Annotated in this window: 22 protein-coding genes and 3 pseudogenes; 11 read left to right on the forward strand and 14 right to left on the reverse strand. The window is 60.1% G+C overall.

Annotated elements, in window-relative coordinates; all coding sequences use genetic code 11:
* Positions 1-5 precede the first annotated feature (5 nt).
* The 3 genes from AC0NIE_RS27645 to AC0NIE_RS27655 all read right to left on the reverse strand — a co-directional run bounded on the left by AC0NIE_RS27645 (position 6) and on the right by AC0NIE_RS27655 (position 7,491).
* Positions 6-2,558: a caspase family protein gene (locus AC0NIE_RS27645; RefSeq protein WP_473613607.1), complete on the reverse strand. Its 2,553-nt coding sequence runs from the start codon at positions 2,556-2,558 to the stop codon at positions 6-8.
* Between the two features lie 1,487 nt (positions 2,559-4,045).
* Positions 4,046-4,405 (reverse strand): response regulator, encoded by a 360-nt coding sequence (locus tag AC0NIE_RS27650; protein WP_473485031.1) that lies wholly within the window; start codon positions 4,403-4,405, stop codon positions 4,046-4,048.
* The gene (locus AC0NIE_RS27655) at positions 4,402-7,491 is read right to left on the reverse strand and encodes a CheR family methyltransferase (protein WP_473485029.1); all 3,090 of its coding nucleotides are present in this window, start codon (positions 7,489-7,491) and stop codon (positions 4,402-4,404) included. Before AC0NIE_RS27655 ends, AC0NIE_RS27650 begins: the two co-directional genes overlap by 4 nt.
* A 26-nt stretch (positions 7,492-7,517) precedes the next feature.
* On the opposite strand from AC0NIE_RS27655, the gene AC0NIE_RS27660 reads away from it, so the two are divergent.
* Positions 7,518-7,856, forward strand: coding sequence for a hypothetical protein (locus AC0NIE_RS27660; RefSeq protein ID WP_473485028.1), 339 nt, complete (start codon positions 7,518-7,520; stop codon positions 7,854-7,856).
* Position 7,857: 1 nt separating this feature from the next.
* A complete protein-coding gene (locus AC0NIE_RS27665; RefSeq protein ID WP_473485026.1) occupies positions 7,858-8,454 on the forward strand; it encodes a response regulator in 597 nt (198 codons plus the stop codon).
* 165 nt (positions 8,455-8,619) lie between these two features.
* Here AC0NIE_RS27665 and AC0NIE_RS27670 read toward each other — a convergent pair.
* Positions 8,620-8,929 (reverse strand): annotated as a pseudogene (locus AC0NIE_RS27670) (hypothetical protein).
* 290 nt (positions 8,930-9,219) lie between these two features.
* Between AC0NIE_RS27670 and AC0NIE_RS27675 the strand changes: the two are divergent.
* The 6 genes and pseudogenes from AC0NIE_RS27675 to AC0NIE_RS27700 all read left to right on the forward strand — a co-directional run bounded on the left by AC0NIE_RS27675 (position 9,220) and on the right by AC0NIE_RS27700 (position 12,673).
* Positions 9,220-9,498, forward strand: coding sequence for an NAD-dependent epimerase/dehydratase family protein (locus AC0NIE_RS27675; RefSeq protein ID WP_473485024.1), 279 nt, complete (start codon positions 9,220-9,222; stop codon positions 9,496-9,498).
* Positions 9,495-10,604, forward strand: coding sequence for a CgeB family protein (locus AC0NIE_RS27680; RefSeq protein WP_473485022.1), 1,110 nt, complete (start codon positions 9,495-9,497; stop codon positions 10,602-10,604). Before AC0NIE_RS27675 ends, AC0NIE_RS27680 begins: the two co-directional genes overlap by 4 nt.
* A gap of 63 nt (positions 10,605-10,667) precedes the next feature.
* Positions 10,668-10,883, forward strand: a pseudogene (locus AC0NIE_RS27685) (GDP-mannose 4,6-dehydratase); the annotation flags it as partial.
* A gap of 173 nt (positions 10,884-11,056) precedes the next feature.
* Complete coding sequence (locus AC0NIE_RS27690; protein WP_473485020.1) at positions 11,057-12,160, forward strand: inositol-3-phosphate synthase; 1,104 nt, start codon at positions 11,057-11,059, stop codon at positions 12,158-12,160.
* Positions 12,157-12,237, forward strand: a pseudogene (locus AC0NIE_RS27695) (histidine phosphatase family protein); the annotation flags it as partial. The gene AC0NIE_RS27690 and the pseudogene AC0NIE_RS27695, both read left to right, overlap by 4 nt.
* Before the next feature lie 259 nt (positions 12,238-12,496).
* Complete coding sequence (locus AC0NIE_RS27700; protein WP_473485018.1) at positions 12,497-12,673, forward strand: hypothetical protein; 177 nt, start codon at positions 12,497-12,499, stop codon at positions 12,671-12,673.
* Here the strand turns inward: AC0NIE_RS27700 and AC0NIE_RS27705 are convergent.
* The 3 genes from AC0NIE_RS27705 to AC0NIE_RS27715 form a co-directional block, all read right to left on the reverse strand.
* The gene (locus tag AC0NIE_RS27705; RefSeq protein WP_473485143.1) at positions 12,670-13,239 is read right to left on the reverse strand and encodes a sigma-70 family RNA polymerase sigma factor; all 570 of its coding nucleotides are present in this window, start codon (positions 13,237-13,239) and stop codon (positions 12,670-12,672) included. The two genes, AC0NIE_RS27700 and AC0NIE_RS27705, sit on opposite strands and share 4 nt — an antisense overlap.
* A gap of 479 nt (positions 13,240-13,718) precedes the next feature.
* Entirely contained in the window at positions 13,719-14,219 is a 501-nt protein-coding gene (locus tag AC0NIE_RS27710; protein WP_473485016.1) for a hypothetical protein, read from the reverse strand.
* A gap of 202 nt (positions 14,220-14,421) precedes the next feature.
* On the reverse strand, positions 14,422-15,114 hold the full coding sequence (locus tag AC0NIE_RS27715; RefSeq protein ID WP_473485014.1) for an ABC transporter ATP-binding protein: 693 nt from the start codon (positions 15,112-15,114) through the stop codon (positions 14,422-14,424).
* A gap of 394 nt (positions 15,115-15,508) precedes the next feature.
* On the opposite strand from AC0NIE_RS27715, the gene AC0NIE_RS27720 reads away from it, so the two are divergent.
* Positions 15,509-15,820 carry a hypothetical protein gene (locus AC0NIE_RS27720; protein WP_473485012.1) on the forward strand — a complete coding sequence of 104 codons (312 nt, stop codon included), beginning with the start codon at positions 15,509-15,511 and terminating at the stop codon, positions 15,818-15,820.
* Positions 15,821-16,072: 252 nt separating this feature from the next.
* On the opposite strand, the gene AC0NIE_RS27725 is transcribed toward AC0NIE_RS27720, so the two are convergent.
* From AC0NIE_RS27725 to AC0NIE_RS27735, 3 genes are all read right to left on the reverse strand, one after another.
* Positions 16,073-16,600, reverse strand: coding sequence for a YciE/YciF ferroxidase family protein (locus AC0NIE_RS27725; RefSeq protein ID WP_123148981.1), 528 nt, complete (start codon positions 16,598-16,600; stop codon positions 16,073-16,075).
* Between the two features lie 332 nt (positions 16,601-16,932).
* Positions 16,933-17,151, reverse strand: coding sequence for a hypothetical protein (locus tag AC0NIE_RS27730; protein ID WP_473485010.1), 219 nt, complete (start codon positions 17,149-17,151; stop codon positions 16,933-16,935).
* Positions 17,152-17,717: 566 nt separating this feature from the next.
* The gene (locus AC0NIE_RS27735) at positions 17,718-18,872 is read right to left on the reverse strand and encodes a DUF3182 family protein (RefSeq protein ID WP_473485008.1); all 1,155 of its coding nucleotides are present in this window, start codon (positions 18,870-18,872) and stop codon (positions 17,718-17,720) included.
* 256 nt (positions 18,873-19,128) lie between these two features.
* On the opposite strand from AC0NIE_RS27735, the gene AC0NIE_RS27740 reads away from it, so the two are divergent.
* Entirely contained in the window at positions 19,129-20,151 is a 1,023-nt protein-coding gene (locus tag AC0NIE_RS27740; RefSeq protein WP_473485006.1) for a ribonuclease Z, read from the forward strand.
* 27 nt (positions 20,152-20,178) lie between these two features.
* On the opposite strand, the gene AC0NIE_RS27745 is transcribed toward AC0NIE_RS27740, so the two are convergent.
* The gene (locus AC0NIE_RS27745; RefSeq protein WP_473485004.1) at positions 20,179-20,721 is read right to left on the reverse strand and encodes a metallophosphoesterase family protein; all 543 of its coding nucleotides are present in this window, start codon (positions 20,719-20,721) and stop codon (positions 20,179-20,181) included.
* 234 nt (positions 20,722-20,955) lie between these two features.
* Between AC0NIE_RS27745 and AC0NIE_RS27750 the strand changes: the two genes are divergently transcribed.
* On the forward strand, positions 20,956-21,210 hold the full coding sequence (locus AC0NIE_RS27750) for a DUF982 domain-containing protein (protein WP_473485002.1): 255 nt from the start codon (positions 20,956-20,958) through the stop codon (positions 21,208-21,210).
* 111 nt (positions 21,211-21,321) lie between these two features.
* Here AC0NIE_RS27750 and AC0NIE_RS27755 read toward each other — a convergent pair whose 3' ends face one another.
* The 3 genes from AC0NIE_RS27755 to AC0NIE_RS27765 form a co-directional block, all read right to left on the reverse strand.
* Positions 21,322-23,865, reverse strand: coding sequence for an NAD-dependent epimerase/dehydratase family protein (locus AC0NIE_RS27755; protein WP_473485000.1), 2,544 nt, complete (start codon positions 23,863-23,865; stop codon positions 21,322-21,324).
* A 128-nt stretch (positions 23,866-23,993) separates the two neighbouring features.
* A complete protein-coding gene (locus AC0NIE_RS27760) occupies positions 23,994-24,659 on the reverse strand; it encodes a dienelactone hydrolase family protein (RefSeq protein ID WP_473484998.1) in 666 nt (221 codons plus the stop codon).
* A gap of 327 nt (positions 24,660-24,986) precedes the next feature.
* The gene (locus AC0NIE_RS27765; RefSeq protein WP_473484996.1) at positions 24,987-25,316 is read right to left on the reverse strand and encodes a hypothetical protein; all 330 of its coding nucleotides are present in this window, start codon (positions 25,314-25,316) and stop codon (positions 24,987-24,989) included.
* Positions 25,317-25,328 lie beyond the last annotated feature (12 nt).

The following is a 25,328-nucleotide window of genomic DNA, read 5'->3' on the forward strand; positions in this document are numbered from 1 at the left end:
ATTGATTAAAACACGTCCCGACGCGGATTGGCTTCTTCCCAGACTCGCCTGGCCGCGCCGACCAGTTGACTGTCCAGCGAACCGGATGCGGGGACCTTCGACCTGAGCTCCTGGCGCAGCTGCTTCAACGCCGTCGTCTTCACCTTCGTGCCGAAATTCGCGAGGTTCTTCTCGGCTTCCGGCAGCTGATTGCGGGTGTCCAGTGCGGCCGCGAATGCCAGAAAACGGACAGCCGTGGCCTGATCGGCCTTTTCGCCCTTTTCCATTTCCAGAACCGCGCGATCGAAGGCACCGGACGGGTCGCCCCGCATGGCAGCCATCTCGAACAGTTTTTGCGCTTCTGCCGGGTTGCGCTCCACCCCCACGCCGTCGCGATACATGCGCGCAAGGTTGCCCGGAGCGTAGGGCTGGCCGAGTTCGGTGGCTTTCTGAAACAGGGCCAGCGCCGTATTCGGATTTTTTTCGACGCCCGCACCGGACAGATAGTTCCGGCCAAGCAGGTTCATCGAATACATGTCCTGCCGCTGGACGCCAGCCTCCAGGAAGGCAACGGCACGGGCCTGATCGGCGGGCACGCCGTTGCGGCCTTCGGTGAAGATCGCGCCGAGATCGTTCATGGCATAGGTGTGCCCCATCGCCGCCGCCTTGAGCAGCAGGTCCAGTCCTTTGCCGGTGTCGCGCTCGACGCCGTAGCCATTGAACAAGGCACGGCCCCACGACGTCATCCCGTAGGGATCACCCTTGTCGGCCGCCGCCGCGTAGAAGGTGTTGGCCTGCTTGCGGTCGACGGCCAGGCCCGTTCCGGTCGCGTAGAGGTAGCCGAGTTCGAACACAGCGCGCACGTGTCCCCTGTCGGCGGCCTGCTGGATGGCTTTCCTGGCCTGGTCGACCTTGCCGGCTGCAAGCAACGCGCGACCCAGTTCATAGCGGAAGCGGGCGACATCGGGATACGCCTTCACCGCAGCCTCGCAGAGCTTCACCGCGTCGGCGCCGATTTCATTTGGCAGCAGGCCGGGGACGACGCCTTGAAGGTCGAGAGGTTCGCCGGCAGCCAAGTCGCATGGATCGACGCTTGGCGACAGTTTCATTTTGGCGGGTTTGGATACTGCGCTGTCCGCCCGAATTTCGAAGGCGACCTCGACCGGGGTGCTGGCTCCGATCTGGGGTTCATAGCGCAGCACCTCGACTTCACCGACCGTCAAGCTCGATTCGGGCGTCAGGGCTCGATCCGGCAGGGAGAGCGTTCCCGTTGCCGGATAGTTCGCAACTTTCAGGCTGACCGCCGAATCGTCTGTCGGGAGATCCAGGTTCAGAGCAACCGCGCCGATGCCGACCGGAACGTCGATCTCGCGGCTCTCGATCGCTTCGGCGGCACCGGTGACATGAATGCCGCGCTGCAGCACCTGCTGCTTCTGCTCGGCTTCGAGTGAGGCCATCACCTGCTCGCCCTGGGCTCCTTCGCCGCTCTTGACCCGGAACACCAGCATGCCCTTGGCTTCGCCGCCCCAACTGTCGCGTGCGGCGTAGGCCAGCATATCCATCTCTTCTGGCTCGCCAACTCCCTTGGGGACATCCATCTGCAAACGCGGCAAATCCTTGCCCTGGATCAGTTCTCCCGCCTCGACGACCTTGCCGTCCAGCATCAGGCGCCCCAGGGCGGGCGGTCTATCGATGCTGACGGTGATTGTCCCGCCGTCGACCTCGACCGGTTCCGGGAGGTTCAGGTCGACGGGCCCGACCCCCGACAACACGACTTTCTCCAACACGGGCGGTAGAGAGGGGCGGCTGCTGCGACGCATCAGAACGACTTCGTCGATCAGCGAAGAGTTCTCCCAGGGAACTTGCAAGCCCTTGGTAGCCTCAACCACATCCCGGCGGACGGCCGACATGACCGTGCGGATCTCCTGGTTCGGGGCGAGCGCGCGACGAGAAAACGCCAATGAAAAAGGACTGAGGTCGCCGGCGCCGTCATAGGCAACCGCGCCGGGTTCGGTGGCGAAAGCAATCAGCGTGTTCAGCGAGCTTCTTACTTGCGCAAGCCCGGTGCCGCTGGCGGTAAGAAGCTGGTCCCTGAGCCAATAGTCCTTGCGAGGGAATGGATTGTTGCGGCAGGCGTCGAGGATGATCACCTGGATCTTCGATTTCGAACGCATCTGCTGCAGCACATCGTTCAGCTTGATAGCCTGGACCTCGACGTCCGCCGCATCTTTCAACGAAGCATCGACAGGGATCAGGAAATTTTCGCCGCCGATCTGAAAACCGTGACCGGAATAGTAGACGACAGCCACATCCGCGCCGTCCACGGCGGCAAGATAGTTGCGGAACTGGTCCTCAAACTGCAGCTTTGTAAGATTGCTGGCGACAAAAACATCGAAACCAGCCGCTCGAAACGTGTCGGACACGTCCACCACATCTTTGGCCGGGTTTTTCAGGGCCGAGATTTCCCGGTAATCGGAGTTGCCGATTACAAAGGCGACCCTTCGTTCGACTGCAGAAGCATCGAAAGCCGTGAAGCTTGCGAGCATCAAAGCTGCAACGAATCCGCAATGTCGGAGCATGGCAAATCCCTTAACCGCTGTTACCTAGCGACCACAAGAACACAGCTGCGGTATCAAGGTCCGTTAGAGAGCATGCTATCTGCCGAGACAGAAAAGAGAGAAAAGCTGTCGCGACAGCGGTATATTCCTCACTTGATCAAACCCTAAATTACATCAGAGGCCGAGTGTCCGCAATGATGTCGAAGGGTTCTCAACCTGGCTATTTGGACCCGCGGTCGATACGGTCCCCTCGGGCCACGCGCGGCCGGCATACCCTTGACTTGCGCACCTGCATCACGCGTCAGGGCGCCTGAGGTTTTCCACTACTAATATCGGTCTACCCCTGATTTTCTCTACCCACCATTTCCGCGACTCAATTAGCGTCTGCTTATGGAGCATCGGCACGCCATTCGAAGAATCAAGGAAGGGTTTTGGGAGGTCTACGACATAGACGACAATAGGGTTGTCTTCGCAGACGGGGTGGCTCTGACAAATTTGCTGGATGACGAGGCACTCGACGCCCTGGAGTTGCTAAAGGGTGGATTCCTTGTTCCGAGCAGCGCTCCCAAGGCCGGTTGACAGTTCCTCGAGGGACACGCTGAGGCCACACTGTCCGCGAGATGGGAGCACTGAAGGCGGATAGCTGACACGCAAAAGCGCCGCCGCCTGGCGGGCTCCTGGATGCGTTCGCTCGTCGAGATCTGCCACCCTATTTCGGCGACGTCGCAGCCGCGATGCAGAAAATTGGATCAATTCGCGATGCTCAGCGCGCCGCAGCGTGGCAAAACGAAAAAATCTCCTTCGTTTGGTTGATGCCGGAACAATGCTCCGTCCGTAAGTTCGTTCTATATATTAGCAGGTGCTGTTATGAGGTTTTTGCCCGTTCAGGAACCGACCAACACATGGGCCGTGTTCGATACCACCGTGGATGTGCCTGCGGACTTCGCTGGCACTTGCCTTATCGGCTTGCCGCGGGAGCGGGCGGAGTGGCTCGCAGCGAGAGCCAATCAAGATGCATCGGTGAGGAGCAATTGGATCGGCCGGTTATCCTCCCTGGAGCCTGAGCATGGCGTGGTTTCCATACGCAAATGTCAGAAATGGCTTATACCCGCAGGGGAGATTTCAGTGACGGACGAAGAGGCCGCTGCGTTGGCAGGCAGGGATCAGCAGCCAACGTAAGTCCGACATCACCAGCAAAACCGAAGCAGCGATTGGTTCCCGGCGTTGGATGAGGCTATCCAACTCGTCGCCGATGCGCTCCCCGGTTTGTATTTCTGCCCGAAGGATCGCTGGTATTGCTGATCCGGCATCTCGGTATTCTCTTTGGGATTCTTCTTGATACCCGCCGCAGGCGAGGTGTCGGCCGGCGATCAATGAGTGCCAGCGTTCGTTTCCGATGAAACGGTCCCACCGAGATTGAGGTAGCACATCGTCCTGGACCGCACGCCTTTTGGGCGAATGACGGAACAAGCCGAGGCGCCGCGCCATGACGAGGCTGATGAAACGAGCTAGGACGCCCCGACCAGTTCGTCCAAGGCATTCTCAATTGCAGCCTGATCTGCGGGCTTGCGAACAAATTTGAAATTGGCGAAGGCGGGTGGAACATCGCGCGGCCCAAATCCGGTCAGGTACGCAAAAGGAATGTGGCGGGTGTGTAATTCCTCTGCGATCGCCAGGCTCGTTTCGCCATGCAGTTGAACATCCAGCAGCGCCACGTCGACATGATTTTCGCCGATAAGGCCAAGGGCCGCCGCCACCGAAGGGGCGGGGCCGATCACCTGATGTCCCGAAGCGCGCAGACAAGCAGCGATGTCCTCGGCGATGAGCCATTCATCCTCAACCACCAGAACGCGCAGCGGGTCGCTCACGGCGTCTCCTTGCGCATCATCGGAAATGTGACCTGGACCTCAAGACCTTCACGATTGAAGGCGGTCTCGACGTTTCCACCAAGCCGGTAGCCGATCTCGCCCTGCAACAGGGAAAGCCCGAAGCCGTTGATTTCGGGCTTTCTGACTGGCGGCCCACCTCTCTCGCGCCAGGCAAGCCTGAAAACGTCGCCATCTGCCGACCACTTCAGCGCCACCCTGCCTTGCGGCTTCGACAGCGCGCCATATTTGGCGGCGTTGGTCGCCAGTTCATGAATGGCCATGCTAAGGGAAAGGCCCTGTTGCGGGTTAAGCTTCACTTCAGCGCCGTCAAGTTCGAACCGGTCAATGCTGAACGGTTCGAGTTCCTGATGCAGCAGTTCGTTGATCGAAGCTTCTTTCCAGCGTTCCTTCGACAGCAGACCGTAAGCCCGCGACATGGCGTGTAGGCGGCCGATCAGCGCTTCGGCGAACTCTTCCTTCGATTCCGATCTTTCACGGGTGCGGTTGGCGATGCTGGCGACGACCGCCAGCATGTTCTTGACGCGGTGGTTCAGTTCCGAAATGAGCACCTGGTTTTGCTCTTCCGCCTCGGCCAAGGTGGTGACGTCGACCAGTGTGACCACGACGCCCTGGATCCTGTTGTCCTTGTCGCGATACGGATTGATGCGAACCATATAAAACCGGCCCTGGTCGTCGCGCGCCAGATGATGGTTCAGGGTCTCTCCGGTTTCGAACACCGCATCGATGTGCTGTTTCAGCTCGGGATAGTCGAGTTGGCTCGAAAGCTCGGTCAGTGGCCGGCCGACGTCAGACGGACGCAGGCTGAAGAAAGACGAGGCCGCCGGGGTAAAGGTCCGCACCACCAGATTGCGGTCGAGGAAAATGGTAGCGATCTGGGTGCTCTCGAACAGATTGCGCAAATCACTGTTGGCGTGATCGAGCTCTTCTATCTTGCTGGTTAGTTCCGAGTTGATGGTGTTGAGCTCCTCGTTGAGCGACTGCATCTCCTCCTTCGAGGCCTCAAGCTCCTCGTTGGTCGACTGCGCCTCCTCATTGACGGAGACGAGTTCCTCGTTTGACGATTTCACTTCTTCCAGCGCGGTTTCGTACTCCTCAATCGTCGATTGCAGCCTCTCGCGGGTGTCGCGCAGCTCTCGTTCGAGGTCGGCAGCGCCTTCGCCATCACGGTTTTCGCGACGCCCATCCGACCGTGCCTGCACCGGCCCCGATGGTTCGAACAGGACAAGATAGAGCCGTTCGCCCTTGCCGCGTTCCGCTAAGGGTTCGACAGTGAGTTTGATCAGCTGGACCTGTTCGTCGTCCTCGTCGACAACGACATTTTCCCGCACGACGCTGCGGCGCGTCGCGGCAGCTTCCCGCAACGCTGCACGCAGGTCGAGCCTCAGCCCGCGGCGGGCCAAGGTCAGCACCTGCCGGCTCGGAATGCCTTGCGGCGCTTCCAGATATCTGCCGGTCCGGGCCGAATAGTAAACGACGTCGCCATCGCCGTTGACAACGACATGCGGCGGCGCGAAGCGCTCCAGCACCTGTGCCTCGACCGCCTGCCGAAGCGGGTAGCTGGCGGCTCCCTTCGAACCGGAGCCTTCGGGCAGGGAGGCACCCGAACCGCCGTCGCCGATCGGCATAGGCAGCCTTATATGTGGCGAGGCATGTTCCCGCGCCTGAAAAACGCGCTGTTTCTTGTCGACGGTGGCGAAGAGGTTGTCGTGCTGGCCGATGCTTTCGGACGTGCCGAGGAAAAGATAACCGCCCGGCTTCAGCGCATAATGGAAGATCGGAATGACCCGGTTCTGAATGTTCGAGCCGAAATAGATCAGCAGGTTGCGGCATGAAATCATGTCCATGCGCGAAAAGGGCGGGTCGCGGTCGACGCTGTGAGGAGAAAAGACGCACAGCTCCCGTACCTCGTTGGTGAGCACGTAGCTCTCGCCGTCGCTGCTGAAAAAACGCTGCTTGCGTTCGGGCGAAACCCCCTGCAGCAATGCCGCCGGGTAACGCGCCGCGCGCGCCACCGCAAGCGCCGGCTCATCGATGTCAGTCGCAAATATCTGGACGCGTGGTATGACCGAAAGCGTCTCCATGTGTTCGCGCAACAGCATGCCGATGGAGAACACCTCCTCGCCGGTGGCGCAGGCAGGGACCCAGATCCTGACGGCGTCGCTGGCGGTCTTGCCCTCGAACAGCTGCGGTACGATCTTCTCCTCGAGCACCTTGAACGCATCGGGATCACGGAAGAAATCGGTGACGTTGATCAGCAGATCGCGGAAGAGGTCCATCACCTCGCGAGGGTCTTTCTTCAGCCATTCGACATAGGCTGCAATCGACTGGAGCTGTGCGATCTGCATGCGCCGCTTTACGCGACGCAGGAATGTCTTGGTCTTGTAGCCGGAGAAATCGTGGCCGGATTGGCCCTTTAGAATTCCATAGATCTCGTCGCGGAGCCGACCCATCTCTGCCGTCTCGCCGTCTCCGGCAGCCCCGTTCAGCATACCGAAGCTGCGGGCGAACCCCTCGAGCTTCGCACCGATGTCCTCCGCCGGAGCCGCAATATCGATCAGCCCGCTGGAGATCGCACTTTTCGGCATGTCCGGATTGCGCGGACCGTAGCCATCGGGGGCCTGGGCGACCGTCAGTCCGCCACGCTCCTTGATTGCCTTTGCGCCCAGCGTGCCGTCGGAATCGCCGCCCGACAAAATCACCCCTACCGCATATTCGCCCTGATCCTCGGCCAGCGCGCTAAGGAAAATATCGATGGGCTTGCGCTCACGGCTGAGCACGTTGGATTGCCGCAGGCGCAGCACCCCTTTCTCAATGGTGATAACGACGTTCTGCGGCATCACATAGACGTGGTCGGCTAGGACGATGGTGCCGTCCTGGGCGACGACAACCGGCATCTGCGTATAACGTCCGACAACCTCGTGAAGCAGGCTTTCGCGCCCGGGACTGAGATGGGTGACGATGACAAACGCCATGCCGGGCTGGCCGGTGATGCCTTTGAACAGACCTTCCATAGCCGGAATGCCGCCTGCGGACGCGCCCACACCCACAATGGGAAATCTCTTCATCTGGGATGTCACCGCAAGCCCTTCGGTTGAACAGCCTAGACGACAAGGCCGCCAATCGACCCAAAACCCACGACCGGGCTGAACGCGACGCCATCATACAACGCGCAAGAGGGCCGGAACAAGTCAGTGCAGACAGCGTTAACGTTGAAATCCTTGCGGAAACTCCAATGTCAAAACGCACACCTGACCTGAAGCTGACAAAACAAGCGTTGTTGCAGTCTTCGGATTTGGTGGGTTTAGCGGGAAACGAATCCATTCCGCCCCGCATGCTCGTTTTGGCGAAACGATTGCAGACAGCCTTGCAGCAACATTCTGAACAAGCCCGTCGGGATAATTGGAAATCTCGCTCGAAGGAAGGACGGTGAGGTGCGCGATCTCCGAGGGGTGCACATCCTGATCGTCGAAGACGATTGGGTATTGGCCGGCGATCTTGCAAGATATTTCGGCAACATGGGCGCCGTGATCCTCGGCCCTGCGGCGACAGTCGAACACGCGTCTATGCATACCGCGGCGGCTGAGGCCGCGATCCTCGACGTCAATCTCAACGGTCGGCGGGTGTTTCCGATCGCAGACGAACTGATGCGTCGCGGCGTGCCCTTCGTCTTTTTCAGCGGTGACGAGGACATCGTCGTTCCCGAACGTCTGCGCCACGCCAGCAATCTTCGAAAATCGTCGGATAGCTATGCCGTCTTCGATGCCTTGTTCCCTCCGGAAAGACCGGCCTTGGCGGGTGGCCGTGCGGTGAACTTGTCCGACAATGTCTTTTCACTTCTGCCCAAGCTCAGGCTCGCGGCGCGTCTGCTTTTGGGCGACGTGGGTGCTTCCGACCGGCTGGTCGAGCGAACGCTGGAGCGAGCCATCAGCGAAATCGACAGGAGGCGGGCCGGCGTATCGACCGAAGACTGGCTGAACGGCATCATGCGAAACATTGCCAGATCGGGCGGAACCAGCCTGTTACACTGAGGCTGTGACCGATCGGCGACCCGCCGAAGCCGTCTAGCCGGCGATTTGTTCCATCAAGTCTGGAATGTTTGGAAAAACCGGTCTATCTCCAATTGCATGCCTCCAAAAAAGCGAGCAAGAACAGCGAGCTAGAGTGAAGTTCTCTGTCAGAATGCGAGGCGCGCCTTAAGAGCCAGCCGACACCGCTGACATAGCCCCCCTCCAGCCGCTCTGTTTGCGGTCGATGATTTTGTTGAATCGGCTGTTTTTCCCCGCCGCCTATTTCGTCCTGGTAAAGGAAAGTCAGATCGTTCTCGTCGAAAATCCGGAAGAACTCATCCCATTCAATGGGTTCGAGCTTCTCCTCGGGCTCGCCAAAATCGATCCGTAAGATGCCGCCCTCGCCCTTGGTTCGTACAGCCGCAGGCCGGCCACCACGATCTTCGGCCCATTGGCGGATCTCGTCATGATTGGTGGTTGTCTTCGATTCAGACATTGAAACCTCCTTTTGATCCAGGCTTTGCAGGCGTGTGAGCCTCATGATCAGGTCTGGCTTGCTACGCGATACCGCTTCGATCACAGCTGCCATCCACTCCTTCCGCCCACGGGCCGGATGAGCGCCCTAACCCCAAAGAAGCTGCAATGTCCCAGCGCATGGCCCAAGGCTCGTTCGCTATGCGTTCACCTCAGGTTGCAGCCTCCCCAAAACCATCTTTGTTGAAGCAGAGGGAACAAACCTTTTGCCAAACAGTTCGGGGCGCCGGGCCATCTGCGTAAGGAGTTGTCGTGAAACGCATACTGGTTACAGAAGGGTGCGGTTTCATCGGCCGCCACGTCGTCCAGGAACTCGTTGAACACGGTTATGCTGTCTGCATTCTCGATGCGCTGCTGGAACAGGTGCACGGCAGCCAGGCGATCGGCCTGCCGGCAGGAGCCGAACTGATCAAAGGCGCATCTGCGCTTCGGCGTGTTCTCGCGGAGCACACTTATGCATTGCGGGCAGCCGTGGCCGACGCTGTCTTCAGGCGTCATTTCGAGCGCCCCACCGTGGAGGCAGCGGAATGACCAAGCGGCTGGATATCGTCTTTCTTGGCCTGTCTTTGTCCTCTTCGTGGGGAAACGGCCACGCCACCACCTTTCGCGGGCTGCTGAAGGGCCTGCACGAACTCGGCCATCGCGTCACCTTCCTCGAGCGCGACGTGCCGTGGTATGCAAACCATCGCGATCTGCGCGACCCGGATTTCTGCACGTTGCGCTACTACGAAACGACGAACGATCTTCGTCGGACATATGCCGGCTGCCTGCAGCAGGCCGATGTCGTGGTGGTTGGGTCCTTCGTTCCGGAAGGGCGCGCCGTCATCGACATTGTCGCGTCCCTGTGCACTGGCCAGTTCTGCTTCTACGACATTGACACGCCGGTCACGCTGGCAAAGCTCGCCGCGAATGATTGCGACTACATATGCCAACGACAGATTCCGTATTTCGACGTCTATTTCTCGTTCACCGGCGGGCCGACGCTCGCCCGTTTGGCGGCGGACTTCGGTGCACGGCGCGCCGAGCCGCTCTACTGTTCCGTCGACCCGGAGCGGCATCGCCGAACGGCCGATCCGATCTGCTGGGATCTTGGCTACCTCGGAACCTACAGCTCGGACCGGCAGGCGACACTGGATGCTCTCCTGCTCGAACCGGCAAGACGCATGCCGGACCGTCGCTTCGTCGTGACCGGCTCGCAATTCCCGTCTGAGACCGTCTGGCCAGGCAATGTCGATCGCATCGAGCACTTGCCGCCAGCGGACAACGCCGCCTTCTACAGCCGGCAGCGCTACACATTGAACGTCACACGCAACTCCATGATAGCGGCTGGATGGTCTCCCAGCGTACGCCTCTTCGAGGCGGCCGCCTGTGGCACGGCGATCATCAGCGATCGCTGGACCGGTCTGGACAGCTTCTTTCCGACAGCCACGATCAACACGGCCGGCCAAGCCGAAGACGTGATCGATATCCTGTCCAGCCAATCCGACCGCGTCAGGCTGGCTATGTCCAAGCGAGCGCGCGAAACGATCCTGGCGGCACATACGAGCGCCGCGAGAGCCCGCGAATTCGTTTCGCTGCTGGCGCGGCCAAGATCGGCACGTCCAGCTCTCGATCTGGACATCGAAAGTGCAGCATGACTGGCAGACAGGAGAAAATAGAGATGCGGCAATCAACAAGGACGCAACGGACCAAGACGGCGCTTGTCGCCGGCGGCGCGGGTTTCCTCGGTTCTGCTTGAGCTCGCCGCCCGAAACAATGCGCGCTTCCTGCAGGCATCAACAAGCGAAGTGTATGGCGATCCCGAACAGCACCCGCAAAGGGAAGACTATGTCGGTCACGTGAACTGCACCGGTCCTCGTGCCTGCTATGACGAGGGCAAGCGAACCGCCGAAACCTTGTGCTTCGACTATTTGAGAACCGAAATGGCCGGCTTGCGGCGCTGAGGTCGATCGGCCCAGGCAACGCAAAACACAGGTCGCGGCTTTGATCCGAATAGAGGTTCGTGATTTTTCCAGGTCGCAAGGAACATTCCCGGCAGCTGGCAGTTCGGCGCGAGGAACTTACCTTCAACAGCGATGGCGGCAGTTTCGTGGGATCGAAAAAGGTACGGATTGGAATAGCCGGCGTCGGCAATTGCGCGTCTTCCCTTGTCCAGGGCCTCTCATATTATCGAGACGCCAGAGGTAATGAGCCGATACCGGGCCTGATGCATGCCGATCTCGGCGGCTATCACGTCGATGACATCGAGGTGGTCTGTGCTTTCGACGTCGCCAAGGGCAAAGTTGGGCGTGATGTGGCGGAAGCCATATACAATGCACCCAACAACACCTTCCGCTTTGCCGACGTTGCAGCAACCGGCGTTCGCGTCGAGCGCGGACCAACGCTCGATGGCATCGGCAAATATCTGCGCGATGAGATCGAAGAGGCAGAAGAGCCGGTCGCGAATGTCAGCGCGCTGCTGCGGGAAAGCGGCGCAGACGTACTGGTCTCATATCTGCCGGTCGGCTCGGAAGAAGCCACGCGTTTTTACGCCGAGTGCGCGCTCGAGGCCGGCTGCGCCTTCGTCAACTGCATACCGGTTTTTATCGCGTCGCGGCCGGAATGGCGCCGGCGCTTCGAACAGCGCGGTCTGCCGCTGGTCGGCGACGATATCAAAAGCCAGGTCGGCGCAACAATCGTACACCGGCTGCTCGCCAATCTGTTTCGCGAGCGCGGCGTTCGCATCGACCGCACCTATCAGCTGAATTTCGGCGGCAACACCGATTTCCTCAACATGCTGGAGCGCGAGCGGCTGGAATCGAAGAAAATCTCCAAGACACAATCCGTAGCCAGCCAGTTCGACGTCCCCCTGGAGGCCGGCAACATCCATGTCGGCCCCAGCGACCATGTGCCCTGGCTTACCGATCGGAAATGGGCCTACATCCGCGTCGAAGGCACGACGTTTGGCGGTGTGCCGCTGAATGCAGAACTCAAACTGGAAGTATGGGATTCGCCCAACTCGGCCGGAGTCGTTATCGACGCTGTCCGCTGCGCCAAGCTGGCGCTTGACCGCGGCATCGCAGGAGCGCTGACCGGCCCCTGCAGCTATTTCATGAAGTCGCCGCCCGAGCAGTTCACCGATGCCGAGGCACGCCAGCGCACGCTGTCTTTCATCGCCGGGAGGGACGAGCCGATGCTTGATGCCGCGGAATGACGACGACCTTCCTCTTGATCCGCCATGCTGCGCACGACAATGTCGGCGACTATCTTGCCGGACGCATGGCTGGAGTTGCCTCGGCGAAACCGACAGGGCACAAGCCTTCGAGGTCGCGAGAGTCGAAATGTCGAGCGCGCCCGGGAATAGTGCCGGGAGGACCCGAGGGGAAAGCATAGGCTTCCCCGACGAGACCAGCAGCTTCGATACATAATGCTGTGCAAGGGACGGGCTGTGCAAGGGACGGCGCTGGCTGTGAGGACGGCGCACGAATCCTTGCAAACTCAGATTGCCGTCACCACACTGGTGAAGGGACCACTTCGTTAAGAGAACACGATGTCTCGCTCAAGCGACGATACAATCAGCCCGCAACTCCGGCTGGCAATAGACCGGAAGATTGCATCTCTGCTGACTGCCATCGAGCAGGAAAAGATCCCCAACCGGTTGACCAACCTCGCGGTTCAATTGCAGAACGCGCTTGTCGAGAAGCGTCGGTGCAAGAAAGAAGACTAGCTATATCGACGCCTGTCGACTGCGAAGTTTCCCTGTGCTTCGGACAGATGATTGCGTCTTTCCACCAATGTCTGCAACGAACTTTCGCCGAGGTATTCCAGCACGCTGGCGCGCGCTCGGTTAAGGCGGCTTTTTACCGTTCCCACCGCGCAACCGCATATTTCGCCGGTTTCTTCGTAGCTGACACCAAGAACCCCGATCAGCATCAGGACCTCGCGCTGATGTTCCGGCAGCTTCTGGACCGCGCTATGGACTTCCTTGCTCTGAACGGACCATTCCTGGGTCGCTTCCGAAATCGGGATCAGAGAGGCACAGTCAAGCAGGCCGGGTTTTTCCCTGTCGGCTGCCTTGATGTGGGTATAGTAGGTGTTGCGCATGATGGTGAAGAGCCACGACTTCATACGCGTTCCGGGCTCGAACTTATCGATGTTGGCGAGCCCTTTGGTCAAAGTCTCCTGGACCAGGTCATCGGCGTCGTCAGGAACACGGCAGAAGGTGCGGGCGAAGGCTCGCAAGGCAGGTATCAGGTCAACGATGGAAACTTCATCCGTTTCCTGGTTGGCCAAGGGGTAGCCGCTGGAGGACAATGGTCCAACTCCCAGCAAGAAAGAGTTGATGAACGCAGACCTAGCTAAATGCATGAAGGTTTGGATCGTTCCGGACATCGAAATAAGTCGCTAGAAAATCTCGGATGGGGTGAAATACGCGCGGGCCGTGCGTTTTGCGGCTGAGCTCCTGTTGCGGCGAATCCCGCCCGCTTGATCGGGGCAGCCAAGGGAAATGTCCCGCCCTATTCATCGGTTTCACGTCGGAAGCCGAGTCGCTTCTGGGCAAGGCAGGTGCCGATGCGGATGAAGGACTGATAAGGCTGCAGTCAAAAGAAGCGGCTGAGGAATTTGTCCTGGCCTGCCGGAAATTGCGGCTGTGGGCGCGAGAGGCGGCCGTCAAGCTCTGACGCCGGTGCATGCTGGCCATCTGTTCGCATGGTGACCGGAGCCGCGGCAACAAAGTGGGCGGAAGCATCCCTTTCGCTCGGACGGGCTACTTATGACCGGTTCTTATTCTTAGCCTCGTCCTCTCGCTTCTTTTTCAGGACTTCGTCAGTCCCGACCAGCTTTTTCGACCCGCCGGGGATCGCTGTGGACACCACGGCAGGCGGGTCGCTTGCGGGGAAGGAATCCTCAAGGCCGGCCTGCAACTGGTCTTCCAAGGTTTCCGGCTTTTGCGACCGACCAGGTGTCCTTCGGGTTTCAGTTTCCTCCAGCGGCTGCTTCATATCAGGTGAAGAACTAACCTCTCGAACACAGGCATAAAGCTGTTCGATGGCAAATTCCTTCAGTGTTTCGAAGTTGGCCCTATTATCATCATCACGCATTGCCTCGATCTGATCGACCATGGTTTTCTCGAACCGGTCAAGGCTATCGGCTCCGCAAGCCTGGCAAAGGCGCAATAATGCTTCTTTGAGCATTTTCGGGCCAAAGTAAGCCGACGCTTCGAGCTTGAGCCGTTGCAAATCCTCTGGAGTTGCCGCCTGAAGTTTTGACATATGCAGCCCTTTCGCCTGATGAGCATATCAACGGCAATTATCGGCAGATGTTCCATTCATCCGGCACTGATGCATAGCTCTTGTTCAGCGAGCCGCCTATCACCGAGCCACCCGATGGATCCACATCGCTGAAACGCAGACTGGTCTGTAGACGCGGCAACCGGCGGTAACGGCGTGCGACCGCATTTGCAGCGGCAGGTGTCTACCTTCGTGCTCGGCCGTCTTCGAGTTCGAGCGTCGAATCGAAGTAGGTCATCCAGCGCGTATCGTGGGTCACAACGCAGATCGCGACATTGCGACTATCCGCCAGATGCCTGAAGACCTTCATCACCATCTCCGCCCGCGTGCCATCCAGCGCAGCGGTGGGTTCGTCGGCCAGAATGACAGTGGGATCGTTAGCCAGGGCCCTCGCGATCGAAACGCGCTGCTGCTCGCCGCCGGAAAGCCGGGACGGATAGTTGGAGCCGCGATGCCCCATGCCCAACGCATCGAGCAGCCTCGCGGCTCGCACCTGCGCCTGCTGTCGGCCGACATCGTTGACCTGCATGGCGATGGCGACGTTCTCGGCCGCCGTGAGGAAAGGGATCAAATTCGCCTTCTGGAATACAAAGCCAATTTGGGTCCGCCTGAAGGTCCGCAGCTCGTTGAGCTTAGCACCGGGACGCGAAATTACCTTGCCGTCGAACAGAACCTCTCCAGTGGTCGGAGCCTCCAGCAGACCGGCGATCATCAGCAGTGTCGTCTTGCCCGAGCCGCTCGGGCCGACGATGCCGCTGACGGCGCCGGGGCTCAAGGTCAGCGAACCTTCAGCCAGCGCGGTGACCGGAGAGCCGCCGCTCTCATAGACTTTGCTGGCGCTGCGGACCTCCAGCGTGGCGAGGCGGCGCTGCGACATCTAAGCGCCGCCGGGTCCAATTGTGAAATTGGAGCATCGAGGGCGATCCGCCATATGTGGACATCGAAGCCGAGAACCGGCGTCGCCCGCCCGCCATCGTCTTGCAAGACAACACCGCTCTGCTTCTCTTACATGTTCCTCGCCGACCGAAGAGCGCGGCGTGGCGTCGGCTCGATCGACGCCAATGGTAGCTGGTGATGAGCCATTAAGGAACGCTAGCAGATTTTGCCCCAGCTCAGGATAGAGGTAAGCGCGCTCTTGGCAATGCATCCGGGTTGTAGAAAGCACCGGTCAAGTGCCGTGCCAGCAAGTGAGAAAGGAACCTTTTCTGAAACACGCCGTTTGCCAGTAGGTCGTTCCATTAGCGACCAGTAAACAACGGAAGGGTCTTGTCATGAGTTACAAGATGATCTGTTTAGGCGCGATGGCGCTTTCTATGGTAAGCGGCGTTTCTCTTGCGGCAGGCACCGAAACAGGCACGTCTGCCTTGGATGACCCCGCAAAGATGGAGCCGTTCTACACGGACTCCAGCATGACGACTCTGCGGTCCGACGACGAGTTCACGGCAGCTTGGAAAGCGCTGACGGACGAGGACCGCATGGCAATGACAAAAGTCTGCGATGAGGAGGCGGCAAACGCCAACGCCGCCAACACCCACCCTGAATTCTGCAGCAGTGTCAAAAAGCTCGGCGGTGGTAGTAACTGAACCATGGAAGGCGGGCAACGGCCCGCCTTTTGATTAGCGACTGTGAGGCAGGAGGATGGATAGCCGCGTGGGGGTGGGCTATTTTAACGGGTCGCTCCGCCACTCACGGCCATGCGAATGCCCAGACCAATGATAAAACAGCCGGCGATGCGCTGCTGCCAGAGCCGCATCTTTGGTTGCTTCACGACCCACTTCGGAGCGGAGCCCCTGGCAATCCCTCGCCGGGGCTCCGCAAGCCGGCGGCATAGGGAATTACGCGGCCGCTTGAAGAGCACGTTGGTTGACACCACCCTCGCCTAGACCCGTCAGCGCTTCGTCCGTCGCGACCTCTTCCTTGAGCGTCTCTTTGAGAAGGGCAGCAACATCGGCCTTTCCCATCTGTTCTGCCCAGGCGATAAGAGTTCCGTACCGGGCGATCTCGTAATGCTCGACGGCTTGCGCCGCTGCTACCAGTCCGGCATCGAGCGCAGGAGCACCTTCATAGTCTTCGAGTATCTCAGAGCCCTCTTCAATGATGCCGTCGATCGCCGGACAGGTCTTGCCCCGTGCTGCCTTGCCGAATTTCTCGAACACTTCCTCGAGGCGATCGACGTGACCTTCCGTTTCCATACGATGTTTTTCGAAGGCAGCAGTCACTTTTTCCGACTCCGCGCTTTTGGCCATTTTCGGCAGCGCCCTCAGTATCTTCTTTTCGGCGTAGTAGAGGTCTTTGAGTCCGTCGAGGAACAGGTCCTCGAGACCCTTGGTTGCCGCTTTTGCGGCTTTCTTCGTGGTTGCCATGGTCGTCTCCCGCTGGGGTTGGAGCTAGCCTCCTTAAAATATGAAGGCGTCCGATAACCCCGCCGGTCGGCAACAAGTTCCCTGACGATCCGGGCCGCTGGGAAATTTTTCCGAAGCTTTGGGTCGCACAGGTGCTGCAAGGCTTACTCTGGTGAGCGGAGGCGCGAGGAAATGGTCGATATCGCACGAGCTTCGCTCGCTCGCCTTTCGGGCCCGTGCCCCGGTCGGCCCGCGCTCAGGAGCCGCGAGCTCCTTTTCGGCAGACCATGCGCTTAAGCAAAATCACCGACGAGGGAACTGTTCGCATCGCTTCGGATGTCGCAGCCATCGGCTCAATCGATCCGCCTGATACGGCCCTTTTCGAGACGGAACACTCCATCCTGCCCGCCCTGCTTCTCAAAATCGGTAAGCAGATCGTCCCATGTACCCAGGAATTCGCCGCAGTCGTCGCAAAAGATCCGGTCGTCAGGACCGGCGTCGGCCGGAATCCTCAGCCTTATTGTCAGGCAATAAGGGCACTCCAACTGGTGGTTGAGATACTGCTTGGTCATGGACGATGGCGAGAATGCACTGGAAATATGGCCCCTGCAACCTCGCTCGCGCTGGTCTGACGAGCTCGGTCAGAAATGTACAGCGATAGGGGGCATCACGGCGATTGTTGCGATCCGGGAATAACGAGCGCGCCTTCGTCAGGGGCCGAATATTCAAAGCCGATGAAAAACGCAGCAAGAATTAGCGCGCAGATAATTGCAATTGCTGCCAGTGCGGTTCTGGACAACGGCTTACGCGGTTCCCGATCTTGCAACACTGAACCAGTCCGCTCTCGGTTCGAAGACGAAGGGGGCAAGGCAACTTAACCCATTATATGCCGTCTTTGGTCGGAGGCCAACCAGACTGAGCCGTTGGGGGAATGTTGTCGGATGTCAACTCTCCCCGCTTGAGTTTTCTGATGGCTTCGTCGGCTTCGATCTCATCCAGCCCGGAAAGCCGCCCACGGATGTTCCGTGGTCATAAGCGTTTTGCGATCTTAATTTTGACGCTCATGAGCCGGCGCAAATGGCACAGGATAGCACGGGACAAATCCGACAGTGCAAGACGATCGCATCAGCCTAAGAGGTTAATCGGCCGCTTTCTTTGGCGGCTCCCGGGTCGCATGCGTGACGACGGTATAGCGCGTAATCGGACCCTCATCGGGGTCTTCTCCTTGAAAGTGAACGTCCGCGTTCACCGGTAGCCGGCTGGTATTGCCGAACTCCTTAACTGCGGACGCACGGACGAGTTGGATGTCGGGGTCCTGCTTCATAATTTTTATTGCCGCAAGCTCGGCAGTACTGCTGCCGCCAATGCGCCAGCTGGCTTCGAGCACACCGGATCGCCAGATACCCGACGAATCGACGCCCTGGCCGATATCGTAATTGCGCCGCGAGGCGAAAAATCCAGGATACTCAGCCATCGCCGCGTCATAGGCCCTCGCCTGCACCGTTGCCAAAGCTAATGCGCGAGGAAGCCGAAGGTCTTCGAGAGCTTCCCATCCGCCGCGCATTACAATGAGATCGGATCCGCCATAAACGGATTGTCCCGCATTATCGGTCGTCGTCCTTTGAGTGCCGTAGTAGGCGATCATGATTTCATCGATCTCCGTTCTGCCTACGCTCAGCGTGACGATGTCACTAAGGTCCGCTTCGAGCACAAGACCGCACTCGTCCAGGTCGGGGGAGCGGTATTGCTCGAGCAGTCTCTCGACGTCAGCAACCGTGCGAACGACGTGCTGGTCTTGGCCTCGCGAGGAAAGCGGTGGCTTAAGTCGGGCCAGCCCGAGCCTCAGCAGACGTTCCGCTGCACGCAGCGCATCGCGTCGCGAAAATACGGTGTAGCCAGGCAATACTGCTGCGCTGACAGTTCTGCCGAAGCCGGTTGACCATTCTTTCGGTCGCTTGGCCAAGCCGTCGACCAGTTCATGGGTTATGGCCTTGGTCATTGCGAAGCGCCAAGGCACCACGCCGCCGAAGAGGTCTTGCGGCCCGTTGATACCCAGCCGTGCCGCATCAGTGGCAAGCAAGCTGTCGTCCGGCACGAAATACAAGCCCTCGTCATTGCCGCTGCTGTTGACTAGACCCTGCTGGAAGGCAAATCCCTTGAGGCTCGCAATCGTGCGGGCAACGGCAGCCATAGCTTCCCGTTCGTGTGCGTAGAGAGGCTCGCAGCCCGGCGCGGAGAATGCGATCACGGTCCCTTTTGCTTCGCCCGGCTGACTGCCTCTGTGCTCGGTCATGTCGCTCGTTCTTGGTGCTGCCTCGTTATGGCCGCGGGCTGCCGATGTTTCGGCCGGCGGTTCGCTCCGAACCGAGAGAACGCGCAAGATGGCAGAAACGTTCAGCCTGGCTTGGCCGGCTCGCCGTCTTCTGCGTCCTTTCGAACGATATACGTCGGGAACCGGTACCCGGAGCGCGCGATTAGAGGGGTAGACGTAAGGTCCAGTTCGTGTCTGAAGGTGACCGCATAGTGGCGAAATTCGAAAACAGTATCGGATGGATCCGGTGACGTTGCTGGTTCAGCCGCGCCTGGTCAACGACCCCTTCTCGGATGCGGGGCTTCTTCTGGATTTCCGATTCGGCAACCGGGCGATGCTCTTCGACATTGGTGATCTGTCGCCACTTTCGCCGCGCGAAATCCTGCGCGTCAGCCACGTATTCGTATCACATATGCACATGGACCACTTCGCCGGCTTCGATCGGCTGCTGCGGTTATTTCTATACAGGAATAAAACAGTGCATTTCTTCGGCCCGCCTGGGTTGACCGAGGCCGTGCAAGCCAAGCTCAACGCATACACATGGAATCTCCTCGACGAACAGTCCCACGACTTCATGATAGCCGCCTGCGACTGGACGCCGGCCGGATTTCGTCATTCCCGCCTCTTTCGGGCGCGATCGGGCTTCACTCGGCAGGATACGGCCTCAAATCCAGCCGAGGGAAATATCCTGCTCAACGATCCCGATTTCCTTATCGAAGCAGCAATGCTCGACCACGGCGTTCCATGCCTTGCATTCGCGTTTCAGGAAAAGATCCGGGTCAACGTGCAAAAACCGCAGCTGGAAGCATTGGGTTTGCCTGTCGGACCGTGGTTGAGCGAAGCCAAGCGTGCGGTCCGGCGCGGAGCTGATCCGGAAACGACGCTCGCCCCAACCGCGGATCGACATATCTCGGTCGGCGAGCTGCTCGGTGCCGGAGCCCTGAGAACCGGCCCCGGACAGAGGATCGTCTATGCGACCGATCTCGCATTCAACGAGGCAAATCTTGCGCGTGTCGTTGCGCTTGCGCACGGCGCTAACCAGCTGTTTATCGAAGCGGGCTTCCTGCAGGAAGATCGCGAGCTGGCCGCCGCGAAGCGCCATCTCACGGCAGCCGAAGCCGGCACGATCGCCAGGCTTGCCGGTGTTGAACATGCCGTGCCGATGCACTTTTCGCCCCGCTATCTCGGACACGAGGGCAAACTGCGTGCAGAGTTCGCGGCACATCTAGGGGTCGGAAGCCCTTCTCAACCGGGACGATGAACACCAACATCTAGGCAACAGCCGGGATCACCCGCGCTTTTCGATCACTTGTGTTGAAGATCCCGGTGGAGCGGTTCGTCGACGTCGGCGTGCAAGGATGGCGGAAAGGGTGACCGGGCGAAAATCCCAGCTGTCGACGCCCGTGTCGTACTGGCGCGTAACCGGGCTTAGTCTGCCGTGGGAATGGCCATGCAGATCGATCGATTTCTTGCCGATCTGATTCCAGGTGCGAAAAGGATAGTGGCAAAGGATCAGCAACCTGCCGTCTATCGTCAGCTCCTTATAATGTTGAGTGCTGGCCCAACCAGCGGCGCCGACGGTTGCTGCGCCGTCGTTGTTGCCGATAATCAAATGCTTCCGGCCATGAAGCGACGACAGGAGCGATGAAACGAATTCGGCCGACCCCTTCGCAAAGTCGCCGAGATGCCAGACCTCGTCGTCCGGACTGACGGTTTCGTTCCAGAGTGAAATCAGTGTTCGATCGTGTTCTGCCAGCGAGCCGAACGGGCGACGATCGATACGCAGAATGCGGGGATCGCTGAAATGTGTGTCGGCCGTGAAATAAATCATGGTCGTTCACAGCCTTGCGGACGATATCGACCAACGAGCCCGAATTTCGGCATGCCGTCATCGAGCCTGTCGAGCCGGATGAGATAGCGCGCCGTCGCGCTCTGGCCACCTCTGCTTGTGTTGGGAGAGCCCGGCGGCTTTGATCAAGGGCAGTGGCAAGTCCGACGGCAATTAACATTTGGGGTGGCGACAAAGATCAGACGCGGCTAACATATTGCCGCTTTGGAGAGTGTCGTGCGAACGAAACGTTTCAGAAAGCCGATTGTTGTTCAACCTGGCCGGATCGATCGCGACAGGGTTGTTGTCTCGGTCTCCGACGCGGCTGAGGTGGTGCTGAGGGACTGGCCGACGCCAGCGTCCAAGACGCGACTCGCCGCAATTGAAGCCTGCCTTGCGGTTATCCGCGGCGAAAAGCCGCCAAGGGTCGCGCGCCAAGCGTTCATCGTCGCGGCCAAGGATGCGAGGATCCTGCTCGGCGAACAAATCTAGACCGGCGCCGTCAGGCAGAGCCCCGTCCAGGCAACTCGATCTCTTCCTTGACCTGCTCCTGCAGATCGCCACGCGCGCGCTTCGCCTCGCCAGGTGCTGAAGTCGAGTTGCTCAGACAATCGCTCGATCCCAACCGCCATAATGTTGGTCGCTGCGCGTGCCGCGCGGGAGGCTGAGCACGATCAGCGCCAGACCGATCGTAACGTCCGCCGCGATCGCCGTGGTCCCACCGCCGGCGAGCACAAAAGGTGAGACCGCGATCCACGCACCGAGCACGACATTGAGGAAGCGCACCGGCCGGACAACCTCGGCCATGGCCATGACTGCGACCATGATAATGAGACAGCCGACGACATGATCGCTGAAGTAGAGCGGTGGTTGCGTGCCAATGATCAATGGCGTCGTCATCAGCAAGGCGCCGAGCAGCGTGCTCGCTACCAGCGTCCATGGGAAGTTCACGCCGCCGGTGACAAATTCCTTCAGCACCTCGAAAACCGGACGGTCGAGGTCGGCCCCAGGCGTTTGGTTCTCCGACAGCGCCGGTCCGCCCATCCAGAAGGTACGCCAGAACGGCTCGCCCGCCCTCGTGGCGCCCCAGAGATACTGGATGGTCGCCAGCACCTCATCGACCGAGTAAGGGATCAGCACCACCGTGACGGCGGCCTGGAGGATGCAGAGCGTGCACAACGCACCAATCAGCGGTGGCTGGATGATGATGAAGGAGACGCTGACCACGCCAAGCGGAACGATCAGCAAGCCGAAGAGGAGCACCATCCACGGCATGGTGCGCCAGCGCCGGCGGTCACCGATCGCGCCGGCGAGGATATCGAGGCAATAGGCAAGCGCGCCGAGCCCGGCATCGGCGATCGGGAAACCCTTCGAGACCCATGACGTCACCACCGCCTCGCTGCCGTTGCGCACCGGCGCGCCGCCGGGGCCGAAGAACGGATCCCACAGCCCATCCGCGTGGCCCATCTGGAAGGCGGCGAGATAGCGCGAGACGAATAGGCCGACGAAGGCCAGCGCCACGATCGGAATCCGCTGCGTGAAGGTCGATGGCGAATAGGTCCAGCCCAGCGGAATGTCGTCGTCGGCCGCCAGCGCGCGGCGGCTGATGCCAGGGGTCGGCGGGATCATCACCGCAAAGGCGACGATCAGCATGCCGACGAGCGTGTCGGTGGCATAGGCGGCGGCGCTGGTCGTCCAAAACAGCAACGGCGCCAGCATCACCCAAACTCCGAGCGACGCCGTGATCCACTGCACCCAGCGCCAGCGTCGGGACATGCCCATCAACGCAAAGACCGTCACCAGCAGGCCGGAAACGATCTCGCTGACGCCGAGGCTTGCGTTGCGCAATTGCGGCTCCGCGACAGCGTGCCCCAGAGCGGGTGGCATTGCGGCTGCGACGGGATCGAACAGGCCAAGCGTCATCGGTGATGTGACCAGCCACAGTCCGAACGCAGCGTTGGTCATCGGCGCCCAAAGTGTCCTGGCCCGATGCCGTGTTATCGCCGCTTCGACGTCTTCCTTGCTTCGTTCGAGCGGCCCCTTGAGCCGCCTTTCAGCCTGCTCGATCTCGGGACCCGAAGCCGCGACAACGGGCGGATTGAGCTTGTTGGCCTCGTACCAGTCTGTGGGGTCCCGTTTCAGCCGGCGGATCATCTCCGGCAATGTACCCAGCAGTCTGTGTCTGGGCGCCCAGCCCAACAGAGCTTTGGCCCGCGAGATGTCGATCTCGTAATGATCGTCCGAATTCTCGATCATCCACGGTTTGATGTCGGTGTCCTGATCGAGTACCTCCGTCTGCACCCACGCGCCCAGCTTCGTCAGCTGCTTCGGCAGCGCCAGGGTCCGCCAGTCCTCGCCATGGATGAGCCGGCCGATGCGCTTCTGCATCTCCTCGTATGACGGTGTGTCTTCTTCGCCGATCAGAAGCACAGTCTCGGCCGGAAGTTCGGCGCGCCGGTCGACGGTACGCACCACCGCATCGACGAGATCGTCCTTGTGCAGATAGGGCTGGCCGGCGGTGATATCGCCGGCGAACAAATAGGCGGTCGGCAAGCGCTCAAAAATGCGAGCGATCTGCTGGGCAATAAAGGCCGCCCGGCAGTCTTCGTCATAGACGCCGGCGAGCCGCAGGATCACCGTCTTGATTTCGCCGCGCTCCCTCGAAATCAGCGCCTCGGTTTCGGCTTTCGATTTTGGGTAGGCCCAGGCCGGGTCGAGCGGCGAGTCCTCATTGATTTTCGTGCCCCTCCCCGGGCTTGGGGCATGGACGAGAAGCGTGCTGGAGAACACGAACTGCTCGGTCTTGATCGCCGTCAGCGAATGCAGGAGCCGGCGCGTGCCCTGCACGGTGACGGCGTCATATTTCGGATTGTCCTTGCCGGTCGTGTCGTAATAGGCCGCGAGGTGGATGACCGCGGCGATGCGACCGCCGCGCTCCCGCGCTGTTTTCACAGCCCTACTCACGCTCTCATCGGAGGTGAGATCGATCTCGATCGTCTCCATGCCGGCGGGGGGATGCTTCGGTTTTGCAACATCGAGGCCGATAACCCGGTAGCGGTCAATCAAACCTCGCGCAATCGCCTGCCCCAGGAAGCCGCTGCTGCCGGTGATAAGAACCGTCGGAAGGGGCGCGCCGTGATTTGCCATAAGTCAGGCCCGCTCGCGTTGGAAGAGAGGCCCGATGGCGTGGTGCGCTTCGGCCTTCCTCGGCTCGCTCAGCACCTTCGAACTGGATTCGTTTTCCTTGTCTGTATCGAGTTTTAGCCTGCCCAGGATCATTGCCTCGGCCCTTCCGGAGGCGCGAGATGCTCGAGGAACCATCGCGTGGCGTGTCTCACCACTTCGTCCATTTTGCCCGGCTCCTCGAAGAGGTGGCCGGCACCGTCGATAATGATCAACTGTTTCTCGCCTTTCAGCGCGGCAAGGGCACGCTCGTTCATCCCGATCACCGGCCCGTCCAGGCCGCCGACTAGAAGCAGTGTCGGGGCACGCACGGCCGGCAACGCGTCCATCGCCAGATCGGGCCGGCCGCCGCGCGAGACGACAGCCGCGATACCTGCATCCGGGCGTGAGGCGGCCACCAGCGCGGCTGCCGCGCCAGTGCTTGCCCCGAAATAAAGTGGGGCAAGCCTTCTGGTCCGTGCCTCCGCAGAAGCCCAATGCGTCGCCAGCGCGAGCCGCGATGCAAGCAGGTCAATGTCGAAGACATTTCGCCTGTCGCCTTCCTCGATCGACGTCAAAAGGTCGACGAGAAGGGTCGCCAGTCCAGCCTGCCGAAGTGCGGCGGCCACGTGATTGTTGCGCGGACTGAGCCGTCCACTTCCGCTGCCATGAGCGAAGATGACAATGCCTTGCGCACCGTGCGGCACGCCCAGCAGCCCAATGAGCCCGTCGGGCTCGATCCTGACTTCCTCGACCTCTGTCATGGCGGATGCCGGCATCTTTACACTCCAAAGGGAGGATCGCCTCACAGGCAGAGGAACTGCGCCTCGCGCCCACTCAGGGCGTTAAACACTGGCATGCCGGAAATGTTTCCGAGTCAGGCCAGAAAAAATATGGCTATCCCATCGGGAGCGACGGATCTGTTCCGTCCGTCTATTCGGAATTGTGGGCTCCCTCGGCGCAACGCTCTCTGCGGCCGAGCCTCAAGATTTGTTTGGCATCAATTGGTCTAGAGCCATTGTCGCCAAGCCCGATGCAGCGTTCGATTGGCCACTCCGCAGCGAAGCGAACTTGGTGCAGCGTCGCACTCGCCGGGCTCGCGATTTTCAGGTAGCGCCTCTTGTGGGTGGCTTGTCCGTGTCGTTCCATTCCGCCTTGCGTGCCCGCGCTTCCTCGAAGATCAGCTTGAACTCCCGCATCATCGCACTCTCAATGGCGAACGCGCTGCTTGGCACGGCGCCGGGGTCTTCCTGATTATTCTGGAATTGAAAACGGGCCTCCAGTTCGGCCCATATTCGCTCGGAAGTCGCGTCGCGGCCGGCAAGCAGCGCGACGACCAGCGCCAGAGTCTCTCGCTGGGCGTTCAGCCGCCCCTCGATCTCTTCATTCGTCAACCCGGACATGTGGATCACTTCCAGTTTCAGGCGAAACGGCAAAATCGCGTCGTT

It is taken from the genome of Mesorhizobium sp. WSM4842 (assembly GCF_055901575.1).

What these genes read in the sequence shown, in the direction of transcription:
- AC0NIE_RS27645 (WP_473613607.1), bottom strand. Translation starts at nt 2,558, where the DNA reads ATGCTCCGACATTGCGGATTCGTTGCAGCTTTGATGCTCGCAAGCTTC.
- AC0NIE_RS27655 (WP_473485029.1), bottom strand. Translation starts at nt 7,491, where the DNA reads ATGAAGAGATTTCCCATTGTGGGTGTGGGCGCGTCCGCAGGCGGCATT.
- AC0NIE_RS27680 (WP_473485022.1), top strand. Translation starts at nt 9,495, where the DNA reads ATGACCAAGCGGCTGGATATCGTCTTTCTTGGCCTGTCTTTGTCCTCT.
- AC0NIE_RS27700 (WP_473485018.1), top strand. Translation starts at nt 12,497, where the DNA reads ATGTCTCGCTCAAGCGACGATACAATCAGCCCGCAACTCCGGCTGGCA.
- AC0NIE_RS27710 (WP_473485016.1), bottom strand. Translation starts at nt 14,219, where the DNA reads ATGTCAAAACTTCAGGCGGCAACTCCAGAGGATTTGCAACGGCTCAAG.
- AC0NIE_RS27715 (WP_473485014.1), bottom strand. Translation starts at nt 15,114, where the DNA reads ATGTCGCAGCGCCGCCTCGCCACGCTGGAGGTCCGCAGCGCCAGCAAA.
- AC0NIE_RS27720 (WP_473485012.1), top strand. Translation starts at nt 15,509, where the DNA reads ATGAGTTACAAGATGATCTGTTTAGGCGCGATGGCGCTTTCTATGGTA.
- AC0NIE_RS27725 (WP_123148981.1), bottom strand. Translation starts at nt 16,600, where the DNA reads ATGGCAACCACGAAGAAAGCCGCAAAAGCGGCAACCAAGGGTCTCGAG.
- AC0NIE_RS27730 (WP_473485010.1), bottom strand. Translation starts at nt 17,151, where the DNA reads ATGACCAAGCAGTATCTCAACCACCAGTTGGAGTGCCCTTATTGCCTG.
- AC0NIE_RS27735 (WP_473485008.1), bottom strand. Translation starts at nt 18,872, where the DNA reads ATGACCGAGCACAGAGGCAGTCAGCCGGGCGAAGCAAAAGGGACCGTG.
- AC0NIE_RS27740 (WP_473485006.1), top strand. Translation starts at nt 19,129, where the DNA reads ATGGATCCGGTGACGTTGCTGGTTCAGCCGCGCCTGGTCAACGACCCC.
- AC0NIE_RS27745 (WP_473485004.1), bottom strand. Translation starts at nt 20,721, where the DNA reads ATGATTTATTTCACGGCCGACACACATTTCAGCGATCCCCGCATTCTG.
- AC0NIE_RS27755 (WP_473485000.1), bottom strand. Translation starts at nt 23,865, where the DNA reads ATGGCAAATCACGGCGCGCCCCTTCCGACGGTTCTTATCACCGGCAGC.
- AC0NIE_RS27760 (WP_473484998.1), bottom strand. Translation starts at nt 24,659, where the DNA reads ATGCCGGCATCCGCCATGACAGAGGTCGAGGAAGTCAGGATCGAGCCC.